The 12473-nt window shown below is 60.5% G+C and carries 15 protein-coding genes; 8 read left to right on the top strand and 7 right to left on the bottom strand.

What is annotated here, in order from left to right; all coding sequences use genetic code 11:
- Positions 1-63 precede the first annotated feature (63 nt).
- Positions 64-288: an AbrB/MazE/SpoVT family DNA-binding domain-containing protein gene (locus tag VJ698_RS05520; RefSeq protein ID WP_324101713.1), complete on the top strand. Its 225-nt coding sequence runs from the start codon at positions 64-66 to the stop codon at positions 286-288.
- Positions 285-659: a type II toxin-antitoxin system death-on-curing family toxin gene (locus VJ698_RS05515; RefSeq protein ID WP_324101712.1), complete on the top strand. Its 375-nt coding sequence runs from the start codon at positions 285-287 to the stop codon at positions 657-659. Before VJ698_RS05520 ends, VJ698_RS05515 begins: the two co-directional genes overlap by 4 nt.
- Before the next feature lie 135 nt (positions 660-794).
- Here the strand turns inward: VJ698_RS05515 and VJ698_RS05510 are convergent, their stop codons facing one another.
- From VJ698_RS05510 to VJ698_RS05500, 3 genes are all read right to left on the bottom strand, one after another.
- On the bottom strand, positions 795-1397 hold the full coding sequence (locus tag VJ698_RS05510; RefSeq protein WP_324101711.1) for a MarC family protein: 603 nt from the start codon (positions 1395-1397) through the stop codon (positions 795-797).
- Between the two features lie 261 nt (positions 1398-1658).
- Positions 1659-2078: a thioredoxin family protein gene (locus VJ698_RS05505; RefSeq protein ID WP_324101710.1), complete on the bottom strand. Its 420-nt coding sequence runs from the start codon at positions 2076-2078 to the stop codon at positions 1659-1661.
- 182 nt (positions 2079-2260) lie between these two features.
- Positions 2261-2458 carry a YjfB family protein gene (locus VJ698_RS05500; protein WP_324101709.1) on the bottom strand — a complete coding sequence of 66 codons (198 nt, stop codon included), beginning with the start codon at positions 2456-2458 and terminating at the stop codon, positions 2261-2263.
- Between the two features lie 77 nt (positions 2459-2535).
- Between VJ698_RS05500 and tsaB the strand changes: the two genes are divergently transcribed.
- From tsaB to VJ698_RS05480, 4 genes are read left to right on the top strand one after another with little or no spacing between them, the layout of a single operon-like run.
- Positions 2536-3225 (top strand): tRNA (adenosine(37)-N6)-threonylcarbamoyltransferase complex dimerization subunit type 1 TsaB, encoded by a 690-nt coding sequence (tsaB, locus tag VJ698_RS05495; protein ID WP_324101708.1) that lies wholly within the window; start codon positions 2536-2538, stop codon positions 3223-3225.
- Positions 3222-3713 carry a ribosomal protein S18-alanine N-acetyltransferase gene (gene rimI / locus VJ698_RS05490; protein WP_324101707.1) on the top strand — a complete coding sequence of 164 codons (492 nt, stop codon included), beginning with the start codon at positions 3222-3224 and terminating at the stop codon, positions 3711-3713. The genes tsaB and rimI overlap by 4 nt, the downstream gene beginning before the upstream one ends.
- Positions 3710-4525, top strand: coding sequence for a uracil-DNA glycosylase (locus VJ698_RS05485; RefSeq protein ID WP_324101706.1), 816 nt, complete (start codon positions 3710-3712; stop codon positions 4523-4525). Before rimI ends, VJ698_RS05485 begins: the two co-directional genes overlap by 4 nt.
- Positions 4509-5477 carry a DUF1853 family protein gene (locus VJ698_RS05480; protein ID WP_324101705.1) on the top strand — a complete coding sequence of 323 codons (969 nt, stop codon included), beginning with the start codon at positions 4509-4511 and terminating at the stop codon, positions 5475-5477. The genes VJ698_RS05485 and VJ698_RS05480 overlap by 17 nt, the downstream gene beginning before the upstream one ends.
- A 21-nt stretch (positions 5478-5498) precedes the next feature.
- Here VJ698_RS05480 and lplT read toward each other — a convergent pair whose 3' ends face one another.
- On the bottom strand, positions 5499-6761 hold the full coding sequence (gene lplT / locus VJ698_RS05475) for a lysophospholipid transporter LplT (protein WP_324101751.1): 1263 nt from the start codon (positions 6759-6761) through the stop codon (positions 5499-5501).
- A 157-nt stretch (positions 6762-6918) separates the two neighbouring features.
- Here lplT and alr point away from each other — a divergent pair, with 157 nt between their 5' ends.
- Together alr and radA are read left to right on the top strand one after the other, a co-directional pair.
- On the top strand, positions 6919-7995 hold the full coding sequence (gene alr / locus VJ698_RS05470) for an alanine racemase (RefSeq protein ID WP_324101704.1): 1077 nt from the start codon (positions 6919-6921) through the stop codon (positions 7993-7995).
- Positions 7996-8007: 12 nt separating this feature from the next.
- Positions 8008-9378 (top strand): DNA repair protein RadA, encoded by a 1371-nt coding sequence (radA, locus tag VJ698_RS05465; RefSeq protein ID WP_324101703.1) that lies wholly within the window; start codon positions 8008-8010, stop codon positions 9376-9378.
- 3 nt (positions 9379-9381) lie between these two features.
- Here radA and hpnE read toward each other — a convergent pair whose 3' ends face one another.
- From hpnE to hpnC, 3 genes are read right to left on the bottom strand one after another with little or no spacing between them, the layout of a single operon-like run.
- The gene (gene hpnE, locus VJ698_RS05460; RefSeq protein WP_324101702.1) at positions 9382-10698 is read right to left on the bottom strand and encodes a hydroxysqualene dehydroxylase HpnE; all 1317 of its coding nucleotides are present in this window, start codon (positions 10696-10698) and stop codon (positions 9382-9384) included.
- A 21-nt stretch (positions 10699-10719) separates the two neighbouring features.
- Complete coding sequence (gene hpnD / locus VJ698_RS05455) at positions 10720-11553, bottom strand: presqualene diphosphate synthase HpnD (RefSeq protein WP_324101701.1); 834 nt, start codon at positions 11551-11553, stop codon at positions 10720-10722.
- A 36-nt stretch (positions 11554-11589) separates the two neighbouring features.
- The gene (gene hpnC / locus VJ698_RS05450) at positions 11590-12432 is read right to left on the bottom strand and encodes a squalene synthase HpnC (RefSeq protein ID WP_324101700.1); all 843 of its coding nucleotides are present in this window, start codon (positions 12430-12432) and stop codon (positions 11590-11592) included.
- Positions 12433-12473 lie beyond the last annotated feature (41 nt).

Genomic DNA, 12473 nt, shown 5'->3' with positions numbered 1-12473 from the left:
GCCCATTGATTTTTTGCACCCCGTCGATAAGATGGGACCTGTCCTGATGGCCGGGAGGTCGCCATGCATGCGCTCAAATTGATTCGGATCGACGGTGGTGCGGGGCTGGTACTACCGAAAGATGTGCTTGCGAAGCTCGGGCGAGGTGCTGGCGACACGGTATATCTCATCGAAACGGCCGAAGGCCTGCTTCTTTCCCCGCACGATCCCGCCTTGCAGGGGCAGATCGATGCAGGCCGCGAGTTCATCGATGACTATGCCCAGGCCTTGCGCGCCCTGACCGAATGAACCTGAACTCGATCGACCGGGCCGCGCTGCTTCTGCTGCATCAGGAAAGCCTTGAAGAAATCGGGGAAGACGCCGGGCCCTGCGATGAAGTGCTGCTGGATGCGGCGCTGGCTTATCCCTTGCACCTTGCGGCGCTCGAAGCGGTGGATATCGCTGCCATCGCGGCAGCCTACGCGACAGGCATCCTGAAATACCGGCCATTCCTCTTATGCAACGAACGGGCGGCGTTGCTTGCCCTTGGTCTTTTCCTGTATTCGAATGAGTGGCGCTTGAACGCTCCCCAGGAGGACGCAGTGCGCGTCATCACGGATCTCAGCGCCGGCAGGGTGGACGAAGCCGACCTGGCGGACTGGATTTGCGCGTATCTTTGATCGGGTACGTGAAAGGAGCAAGTTCACAAGCATTGCGAACAAGGTCCTGCAAGTACTTGTATTTCCGTGATTTTCCGGATTCTCATGCAATACATTTAAAAGCTCTCGCAACAGCTTGAAGCAAAGGGGATTTTCTCAAAGGGATTTGACGTAGGCTCGAACCCCGGCCAGCAGCATCTCCACCGCCATTGCCGTCAGGATCAATCCCATCAGGCGCTCGACCGCAGTCATCACGCGCGCACCGAGCACGCGCTGCATCCGCTCCGCGCTCAGCAAAACCACCAGCCACACCACCGCCACTAGCGAAAGGACAGCCACATGCAAGAGGCTTTCGATTGCGCTGCTCGAGGAAAATAGCAGGACAGTGACCAGCGCCGACGGTCCCGCGAGCGCCGGAATCGCCAAGGGTACGATGAAGGGTTCATGGTCGTCCGCCTCGCCATCGCCGAATACACCGCCAGGTTGGGGAAATACCATGCGCAGCGCAATCAGGAACAGGATCACGCCACCGCCGATCCGCAGCGAGATGTCGGTCAGTTGCACGGCGAGCAGGAAGTGGCGTCCGAAAAACATGAACAGCAGCAGGATCACAAAGGCGATCGCGCATTCCCTGATCACGACCGTGGCGCGCCGTTCGGCCGGGACATGCGACAAGGCGCTCACGAAGAGAGGCACGTTGCCGACAGGATCGGTCACCAGCAGAAGGATGACGAAGGGCTGGAAAAAGTTTTGGCTCATGCAGTCAATTCCCGGGAATCGCCAAACGGCGTGCTCTCCGTTCTTGCAAATTATTCAAGCGGAGAGCATGCCCAATCGCCGCAAAACTTGATTCGGAGAATGCACGAAATCCAGTACGCCTGAAAAAACTCCTGACAGAAAATCCGTCGCTGCTTCCTCCAGGTTGAAATCGGCGTTTCCGGCACACTGATCTGCGGTTGCTCGTGTAGCGAATGCCTTACTGTGGGGCAAGCGCTTTCGCACCCTGGGGCTTGAACAACCTTAGTCGGAAGTCTCGCGGAGCCGCGTGCGCAGGTTGCAGATGCGTTGCCACTCGGCGCGCTCCGAGGAGCTTGCGGCCTGCCTGCGCAATTCCTCGTCGCTCAGTTCGGCCTGTGCATTGATCAGGCGGTCGGCGAGCTTCACGTCCGGCAGGACAGTGCCGAAGAAGGCCACCACTTCGCCGCGCTGGATCAGCAAGGTCGGAAAATTCTCGACATCGATATCGCCAATGAAATCCGACTGGTCTTCGATATCGATCCAGACGAAATGCTTGTCGGGATGCATCGCAGCCAGGTGTTCAAAGCTGTTCCTGTAGCTGCGGCAGGTGTCGCACCATGCTGCACACAGGCACGCAACCACCCATGCATCTCCATCCAGCCACTTGGCCAGTTGGGCGTGGTTGTCGTTTTCCAGGGGCATGCAGGGTGAAGGCATAAGGGATGAGGCGGGCAGTTCGAGGTGTGACTATTGTAAGGCAAGGCGAAGGCCGAAGGCCAATGCCACAGCCACAGCCACAGCCACAGCCACAGCCGCAGCCACAGCCACAGCCCTGCAGGGGCTTGCCGTGTGGACCCGGGTTCGCCTGGAAACTTCGCGGACAATCAGGCAGTCGTATTGACGTTTTGTCCGAGATGCGGGGGAAGGTTGACTGATGGCGCCGGCGGCAGTGCTTCCAGCATTGCCATTGCACTGCTGGCCTGGATATCCATGGCTTTCTTCAGCACGGCGACGCCGACCGCCTGGTTCGTTGCTGTGCTGGCGAGAGTGGTGGCAAGAGCCGCAATGTTATTGACTTCCATGGTTTCCTCCGATTCTTTCTTTGTTAACGGCAGCGATGGTACGAAATTTAGCTTGCCTGTCACTGTAAAATACCGGCATGCGAACCATTCTTGCCATCGAAACCTCCTCCGACCTGGCTTCCGTCGCCTTGCTCCGCAATGGGCAGGTGCTGGCGCATGAGGCGTCGGGTGTGCAAACCCATTCACAAACCCTGTTGCCGATGGTGCAGGCATTGCTGACGCAGGAAGGCATTGCGCTGAAACAGTGCGACGCGATCGCCTTCGGCGCCGGGCCGGGATCGTTTACCGGCGTGCGTACGGCATGCGGTGTGGCGCAAGGTCTCGCGTTCGGGCACGATTTTCCGGTGGTTCCAGTCGTGACGCTGCTGGCGATGGCGCAGGCATGCCGCGATGCTTGCGGCGCCAGTGACGTGCTGGTCGTGCTCGACGCGCGCATGGAGGAAGTCTACTGGGCACAGTACCGCTACCAGGACGGATGGCAGGCAGTGACCGAGCCGACCCTGTCGGCGCCCTCGATGGTGATCGCTACAGGCGAGGTGGTCGCATGCGGTAATGGATTGACGGCCTATGCATCAGCGTTCGAGGCGATGCCGTTCGCCGGCAAGGTGCAGGCCGACATCGTCCCGCATGCGGCGCAAATTGTCCGGCTCGCGGAACCCGAGCTGGAAGCGGGACGCAGCATTAGCGCGCGCGAAGCGCAACCGGTTTACCTGCGCAACAAGGTGGCGATGACGACAGTTGAACGTCTGGCAAAGGCGTCGGCATGAGCGCAGTCTATAAAGCATCCGGTGAGTCGCCGGCGTTGCCATCCTTGCAGTTCGCACCCATGCAGGTCAGCGACCTGCCGGAGGTGCTGACCATCGAGAACGATGTCTATCCCCATCCCTGGACCCGCGGCAATTTCCTCGATTCGCTTTACAGCGGCTATGAAACGTGGACCTTGCGCGATTCCAACGGGACGCTGGTCGGCTATTTCCTGCTGATGCTCGCTGTGGACGAAGCCCATCTTCTGAACATCAGCGTGCGGCGCGACCTGCACGGCAAGGGTATCGGCCGCATGCAACTCGACAAAGTGGCCGACGTGGCCCGCGAGAAGGGTATGCACTCTATTCTCCTCGAAGTGCGTCCATCGAACGTGCGGGCGCTGGCGGTGTACCAGCGTTATGGTTTTATCCAGATCGGCGTGCGCAAGGGCTATTATCCCGCGGCTGACAACACGCGCGAGGATGCGATTGTCATGAGATTCCAGCTATGACAGGTACACCGGAACGTCGTGCCGCTTTCCTGCAGGAGATGGGCATCGAACCATTGTGGCGGAGCCGCGCTGCACCCGCCGCACCCGCTGCGGAAACGCAGGCTCTCGCAGAGCCTTCCATGCCGGTGATCGAGCCAGTCGACGCGTTCGGAGACCTGTCCGTTGGCGCACCCTTGGCCGAGACGTTAGAAACCGGCATCGCTCCCGCAACCGTGACGGGTCAATCCGAAGTTGCGCATATGGACTGGATGCAGCTCAAGTCCACCGTCGCCGGATGTACCAGGTGCGGACTCTGCAACGGCCGTACCAACACGGTATTCGGCGTGGGCGACGAGAAGGCAAAATGGCTGTTTGTCGGCGAAGGCCCCGGCCGCAACGAAGACCAGCGCGGCGAACCGTTCGTCGGGCAGGCGGGAAAGCTGCTCGACAACATGATGCTCGCCATGGGATTGCGGCGAGGTGCCAATGCGTACATCGCCAATATCGTCAAGTGCCGCCCGACCGACGAGACCGGCCGCGACCGTCCGCCGACGTCGGCCGAGACGGCTGCCTGCATCCCTTATCTCGAACGACAGATCGCGCTGATCCAGCCGTCGATCATCGTGGCACTTGGCAAGATCGCAGCCATTTCCCTGCTCGGACTGGATGCCGAAACACCGGTTTCCAAGTTGCGCGGGACGGTGCATCGCTATGCGGATCGACCGCTGATCGTCACCTATCATCCGGCTTACCTGCTGCGCAACATGGTAGACAAGAAAAAGGCGTGGGCCGATCTTTGTCTTGCGATGGCAACCTATGCCGGTCTCTGCTGAAACCGGCACACCTGGTTTTCAAGCCCGGTTCCATCGCCGCTGGAACCATCTGAACGATCCGCACGTGCGCACCCTCGCGTGGCTGCTGGACTCACCTGATCTGCTCGATCCGCATTCCGCGGAATGGGCTGGCCGCATTGCCAGCGTCGGCGCCGTGGACGGGGCTATAGAAGCCTGGCTCACCGGGCTCGACCAGGAGCCCGGCACGCTGCACGCGTACCTCGACCTGAAGCCCTTCGCGCGGCTCGGCCGCTATGCCGAAAAGCTGATGGCCTTTTACCTCGAACACCGCGGCTGGCTGGTCGCCCATGGAGTACAGGTTCGCGTCGGCAAGAATGACACGGTGGGAGAATTCGATTTCCTGCTCCGGCAGGACAAAGCGTTGATTCATTGGGAATTCGCCACCAAGCTGTTTTTGCTGGAATCGAGCGGACACGGGTGCGAGGCAGATTATTTCATCGGCCCCGGCCTGGTGGACACGCTGGGAACGAAGATCCGCAAGATCATGGCGCGGCAGCTGGCGCTTTCACGGCACCCGGCGGCGCTGCTCCAGCTGACGGAACCCATTGCAGCAGCCCAGGCACTGCTGAAAGGCTGGCTGTTTTATCATGAACGATCCCCGATGCCGGCGTTGCCATCCTGGATTTCTCCGCAGCATTGCCGGGGGTTCTGGCGCGCGCTGGAGGAACTGGACGAGATTTCAGGGCAGCATTTTGTCGTCCTGCCCAGACTCAGCTGGCTGGCGCCGGCCAAGCTGGCTATCGTCGAAGCGGCGCTGGACCGCGAAGCTCTCAGGCAGGCATTGACTAGCCATTTTGCTGAAACATCCGGCCCGGCCCTGGTCGCGGTGCTGGAGTCGGAAGGCGGGCACATGCTCGAATCCGACCGGGGATTCATCGTGCCGAATGACTGGCGAACCCGTGCGGAAGCGAAGATCAGTCAGGCGAAATGACAGCTCGTGGGTCCGGCAAGCTCAGTGCTTGTGCTCGCCGATCAGCGCCAGCGAATCGTGTTCCCTCTGATTGTAGGCGTGCCGCCGCATGGCCAGGTACATGGTTCCAGCCACGAAAAGACCGAATAGGACGATGACAAGGTTGATATTCAAGTTCAGCTTCACCATCAGCGAGTAGAGCATCAGCATCGTCAGTACGGACAGGTTCTCGTTGAAGTTTTGCACGGCAATCGAATGGCCGGCGCTCAACAGCACGTGCCCGCGATGCTGCAGCAGGGCATTCATCGGCACCACGAAATATCCCGACAAGGCGCCAACCAGGACCAACAGTGTATACGCCATCCAGGCAGTGTGCACCAAGGTCATTGTCATCACGATAAAGCCCATGATCACACCGAGCGGCATGACGGAGAGCGATCTTTTCAAGGGAACGAAACGCGCGGCGGCCGCCGCGCCGATCGCAATGCCCAGAGCAAAGATGCCCTGGAACGTGGCCGCGCGATCGAGCGGCATGTTCAGCGATTGTTCCGCCCATTTCAGCATGATGAATTGCAGCGTGGCGCCGGCTCCCCAAAACAAGGTGGTGACCGCCAGCGAAATTTGGCCGAGCTTGTCCTTCCATAAGGTCGTAAAGCATCCGGCGAAATCGGCGACGAGGCGAATCGGGTTGCGCTCCTGGTGCGGGTAGCGCGCTCCGGTGTCGGGAATTCTCAAATTGAAGACCGCCGCCAGGCAGTAGGCGCCCATGATCACCGTCAAGGCCGCTTCGGCCGGCGTGTTGATTCCGGTATCGATGAAGGGCATGTCGATGCTGAGCAGGTCGGCGGAAATGTGGGGGTTGACCAGCGCACCGCCCATCACCGTTCCCAGAATGATCGAAACCACGGTCAAGCCTTCGATCCAGCCGTTGGCCGCCACCAGCTTCTCAGGCGGCAGCAGCTCCGTCAGGATGCCGTATTTTGCAGGCGAGTAGGCCGCCGCCCCGAATCCCACCACGGCATAGGCCGCCAGCGGATGGATGTTAACGAACATCATCGCGCAACCCGCGATCTTGATCAGGTTGGTAATGAACATGACCCGCCCCTTGGGCAGGGAGTCGGCGAAGGCGCCGACAAAGGCTGCAAGCAGGACGTAGGAAAGGACGAAGAACAGCTTGAGGAGCGGCGTCATCCAGGCCGGGGAATTCATGGTGGACAACAGGGCAATGGCTGCGATGAGGAGTGCATTATCGGCAAGCGATGAGAAAAACTGCGCTGCCATGATGGTGAAAAAACCGCGATTCATCCGCATGTTGAGGTTTGCCAATGTGTCTCCGGCAAGCTTTATACCATGAAAACCCTCGCTCAAAGTGGATTTCCTGAACGGCTGGCAAGGTGGATCCGGTAAAATGGACTTTTGGCCTGCTTCATTGTTGTCCAACCTTCAAGACCTGTTTTTTTCCATGCCCAGACCTCTCGTTGCCACCATCCACCTCGCTGCAATGCAACACAACTTGTCGATCGCAAGGCAATGCACTCCGCATGCCAGGGTGTGGGGCGTCGTCAAGGCGAATGCATACGGCCACGGGCTTGCGCGAGGGATGCGGGCATTTGCTGCTGCGGACGGGTTGGCGCTGATCGAGGTCGATGCCGCGGTCCGTCTGCGTGAAATGGGATGGCAAAAACCCATCTTGCTGCTGGAAGGTTTTTTCGATGAACCCGACTTGCCGGTCCTTGCCGCACATCAGATACAGACAGCGATTCATTGCCATGAACAGATCGACATGGTGGAGCGCGCCGGATTGACATCGCAGATCGACGTGCACCTGAAAATGAACAGCGGCATGAATCGCCTAGGGTTCCAGCCGAACGCCTTCCGCGCGGCCTACGAACGGCTGCGTGCCATCCCCGCAGTGCGCAACATCATATTGATGACCCATTTTGCCAACGCCGACGATGCCGTCAACGTCAACCTCCCGCTCAGCGAACAGGTTCGCCGTTTCCAGGGGGCGACGGAAGGATTGCCCGGCGAGCGCAGTATTTCCAATTCGGCAGCAGTCTTGACGCGCCCGGACCTGTCGAGCGATTGGGTGCGTCCTGGCATCATGCTGTACGGCGGGACGCCGGGCGGCAAGACAGCCGAGGAATTCGGCCTGCAACCAGCGATGACACTATCCAGCGAAATCATTGGCATCCAGCAGGTCCGCGCCGGCGAGGCGGTTGGCTACGGTAGCCGCTTCGTTGTCGATCGGCCGATGACGATTGGCGTCGTCGCCTGCGGATATGCGGATGGCTATCCGCGTCATGCACCGAACGGTACGCCGGTCGTGGTTGAGCGCGAGCGGACCAGGCTGGTCGGCCGCGTGTCGATGGACATGATCACCGTCGACCTCACCGGCATCCCGGGCGCGCGGATCGGCAGCAAGGTCACCCTCTGGGGCAAGGGCATGCCGATCGACGAGGTGGCGAATGCCGCCGGCACGCTTGGGTATGAGTTGATGTGCGCCTTGGCGCCGCGCGTGCAGGTCGTCGAAGGGTAATATTTCAAGTTCATGGCAAAGCAGAAAACCAATTACACCTGTACGGAATGTGGCGGCGTTTCCAGCAAATGGGCGGGCCAATGCCCATCGTGCGGGCAGTGGAATACGCTGGTGGAAACGGTCGTCGAAAGCGCCGGAAACCGGTTTTCCGGCCAGCACCAAGGTCTGGCACAAAGTTCGCCGGTACTCAGCCTGGCTGATATTGAAGCGATCGACGTGCCGCGTTTCGGCACCGGCATCGAGGAATTCGACCGTGTGCTCGGCGGCGGACTGGTTGCTGGCGGCGTGGTGCTGATCGGTGGCGATCCGGGCATCGGCAAATCCACCTTGCTGCTGCAGGCGCTGGCCAACATGTCGCGCGTCAAGAAAACGCTATATGTCAGCGGCGAGGAATCCGGCGCGCAGATCGCGCTGCGTGCCAAGCGCCTGGCCATCGATGCGAAAGAATTGCAGCTGCAGGCAGAAATCCAGCTTGAAAAAATCCTCAACACACTGGCCGACCACAAGCCGCAGGTTGCAGTGATCGACTCGATCCAGACCATCTATTCCGACGCGCTGACTTCCGCGCCGGGATCGGTCGCTCAAGTGCGCGAATGCGCGGCGCAACTGACGCGCGTGGCGAAGCAGTCCGGCATCACCATCATCATGGTCGGCCATGTCACAAAGGAGGGCGCGCTGGCCGGCCCGCGCGTGCTCGAGCATATCGTGGACACGGTGCTGTACTTTGAAGGCGACACGCATTCGAGTTTCCGGTTGGTGCGCGCCTTCAAGAACCGCTTCGGCGCGGTCAACGAACTCGGCGTGTTCGCGATGACCGAAAAGGGGTTGAAGGGCGTGTCCAACCCTTCGGCCTTGTTCCTTTCGCAACATGACAACCAGGTGCCCGGCTCCTGCGTGATGGTGACCCAGGAAGGAACGCGTCCGCTGCTGGTCGAGATCCAGGCACTGGTCGATACATCCCATGTGCCGAATGCGCGCCGGCTTTCCGTCGGACTGGAGCAGAACCGGCTGGCCATGCTGCTGGCGGTGCTGCACCGTCATGCAGCGGTTGCCGCCTTCGACCAGGATGTGTTCATCAATGCCGTTGGCGGCGTGAAGATCACCGAGCCCGCGGCGGATCTCGCGGTTTTGCTGGCGATTCATTCCTCGATGCGCAACAAGCCCCTGCCGCGCGGACTGGTTGCCTTCGGTGAGGTTGGGCTTGCAGGAGAAATCCGGCCCGCACCGCGCGGGCAGGAACGATTGCGCGAAGCGGCCAAGCTCGGATTTTCGATTGCACTGATCCCGAAGGCGAACGCACCCAAGCAGAAGATCGAAGGGTTGACCGTCATCGGTGTCGAACGCATCGACGAAGCGCTCAACCGCGCGCGTGAGCAGGACTGATTGTCACTTTTTCAAGAGAAGTTTTGCCGCTTCCACGCCGCTTCGTACTGCGGATTCCAGCGTGGCCGGGTAGTCGCTCGCCGTATAGTCTCCCGCAATGACAAGGTTCTCGCAGCCGGTCTGGTTGCCGGGGCGGGCGAGGGCCGGCGTACAGGAGAAGGTCGCACGCTTTTCGCTGATCATCTTCGTCCATTGCGGATGCGCCAGTGCGGGCTGCTGGAAGACCGTTGCAAGTTGCATCGCGATGGCCGTGGCGGTCGTCTCATGGCCAAGCGCGACTGCATCGGCCGATGCGCTGACGACAACCGACAGCAAACCGGCGTGCCGCGCGTCGAGTTGGCCGCGATCAAATACGAATTGCCCCCATTGCCCGCTGGCCGCATCATCGAGCAGCGCGAATAAGGGCTGCGCAAGGCTGATATCCGGCGCGTACTGCAGGTAGCAGGTGCTGATCGGCTCGTAATCGAAATCTGGAAGGGATACCGCGGCCACGCCATCCAGGAGTGACGCGGCACGCGTTGCCTGCGTCGCAACGACGACGCCATCAAATTTTGCTTCGCTGGCTTCGGGCGTATTCGTAACATCGAGCCGCCAGCGATCACCGTCCCGCCCGATTCCCCCCACTGACTGGCCGCAGCGAATGCTGCCTCCGTGCCTTTGGATGAAGCTCGCGGCATGTTTCGGGAATATCTGGGTCATGTCGAAACGCGGGAGCAGCATGTCCGACGCAGCGCGTCGCGCACCGAGGCTGTCGCGTAACACATTGAGAAATATCTGCGCCGATGCGCGCTCCGGCGGCGTATTCAGTGCGGCAATGCACAGCGGACGCCACATCAGCCGGATCAGGCGATCGGTTTGGTCGTAGCGGTCGAGCAGTTCGGTAACGGTGCAGTCGATATTCAACTGCCAGTCCATCCAGCGTGCCGTGGTAGAGAATCGTGCCAGCGAAAGCTTGTCTTCCCGGCTCAAGCCGCTGGCGCGCAGCAATCCGGCCAGTACATGCAGCGGGGCAGGCAGGCGCGGTGCGACAAAATCCATGCCGGCGCTACTGGACGGGTAGCGCATCTGCAGCGGCAAGCGCAACAACGCGCTACCAGCCTGCATGCCGACGACGCGCATGAGGCGCAGTGTTTCGGTATAAGCGCCAAGCAGGATGTGCTGGCCGTTGTCGAGCTGGCAGCCATTGATCTCGACCCCACGCGCCCGGCCGCCGAGCGACCGTGCAGCTTCAAACAGCGTCACATTTGCTCCCCGGCGCGCCAGTTCCACTGCCGCCGCGCAGCCCGCCCAGCCGCCGCCGATGACCGCGACTTCTCGCATCGCTAGGGCTCTACACCGGATTTATCCGCGCACATAGGTCTTCCACGCAAGCCAGAGCTTGCGGATCGGCGTGAGGGAAATTTTCTGGGTCAGGACGTGGAAGCCATCGTGCTGGATTTCGTCCAGCAACGCGCGGTAGATGGCGGCCATCATGAGGCCGGGGCGCTGAGCGCGGCGGTCGCTCTTTGGCAGCAGGGCAAGGGCTTCCTCATAAACGTCTTGCGCGCGCTCCGCCTGGAAGCGCATGAGCTTCTCGAAATTCTCGCTATGGCGGGCGTTGAGGATATCGGCCGCCGGTACCTGGAACTGCTGGAGTTCATTGACCGGAATGTAGATCCGGCCCTTGCGCGCGTCTTCACCGACATCGCGAATGATGTTTGTCAGCTGGAATGCGAGCCCGAGTTTTTCCGCATACTGCAAGGTCTCGTCCTTCGTTACGCCGAAGATGCGTGCCGACAGGATGCCGACCACGCTGGCGACATGCCAGCAGTAGCGCTTCAATCCGGTGAAGTCCAGGTAGCGGGTCTGGTCGAGATCCATCTCCATGCCGTCGATGATCGCCTGGAAATGCTTGCCGTCGAGCTCATAGGGCGCGAGGTGCGGTTGCAGCGCCTTGGTGACCGGATGTGAAGGATTGCCCTTCAACATTGCCTGGACTTCGGTACGCCACCACATCAGCTTGTTGCGCGCCACGGAGATATCGGTGCATTCATCGACCGTGTCGTCGACCTCGCGGCAAAACGCGTACAGTGCCGTGATCGCACGGCGGCGCTCGGCGGGCAGGAACAGGAAGCTGTAATAAAAGCTGGAGCCGCTCTGCACGGCTTTCTGCTGGCAATATTCGTCTGGCGACATGAAGACCTGGTCGAAAACTGATCCAAACCCGCTATGCTAGCCGACGCGAGGCGTTCGCGCCAAACTGTATTTCATCCACACCGCGCGCCATGTCATTCGCAGCCAGTCGCCAGCCTTCAGTTGCGGGCGTCTGCGGAATACATCGTAATCGATCGCTTCGATGCATTCCAGGATGCGCAAACCGCCCTGGACGATCAGCCGCAGTTCCCAACCGATGCGCCCCGGCATCCGCAGGGCGAGCGGCGCGCCGGCAAGCATTATTGCGCGCGCGCGCTCCACTTCGAAGCGCATCAGTGCGTGCCAAGCGGCATCGGCACGGCCCCCGGCAAGGTGGGCTTCCGTGACGCCGTACCGGGACATGTCCTCTGCGGGCAGATAAATGCGGTTCTTTTGCCAGTCGACAGTCACGTCCTGCCAGAAGTTAATCAATTGCAAAGCTGTGCAGATGGCGTCAGACTCTTTCAGGTTCGTCGCGTTCGCCGCTTTGTACAAGTGAAGCATCAGGCAGCCGACCGGATTGGCGGAGCGACGGCAATAGTCGAGCAGGCTTCCGAAGTTGGCATAACGTGACGTGACGATATCCTGCCTGAAGGCCGATAGCAGGTCGCGAAACGGTTGGAGGGGTAAGCGGTGAGCCGTTATCGTTTCCGCAAGGCGGGAAAGCAATGGAACATCCGACGGTATTCCGCGCTCAATGGCATCCAGCGCCCGCTCGTATTGCTCTAGTGATTCAAGCCGTGCTTCAGCGCCGGCGTTTCCTTCGTCGGCAATGTCGTCTGCGCTGCGCGCAAATGCGTAGATTGCTTCGACGGCCGGACGAAGCCGTGCGGGCAACAGCACCGAGGCAACCGGGAAATTTTCGTAGTGATCAACGGGCATGGGTTAGAGGAAACTGACTAAAAAGTCATATGCAAAACAGT

The organism is Noviherbaspirillum sp. (assembly GCF_035254685.1).
In the GTDB taxonomy this organism is placed as follows: Bacteria; Pseudomonadota; Gammaproteobacteria; order Burkholderiales; family Burkholderiaceae_D; genus Noviherbaspirillum.
Note: the sequence above shows the minus strand (reverse complement) of the source record. Positions and strands in the feature narration are given on the sequence as shown.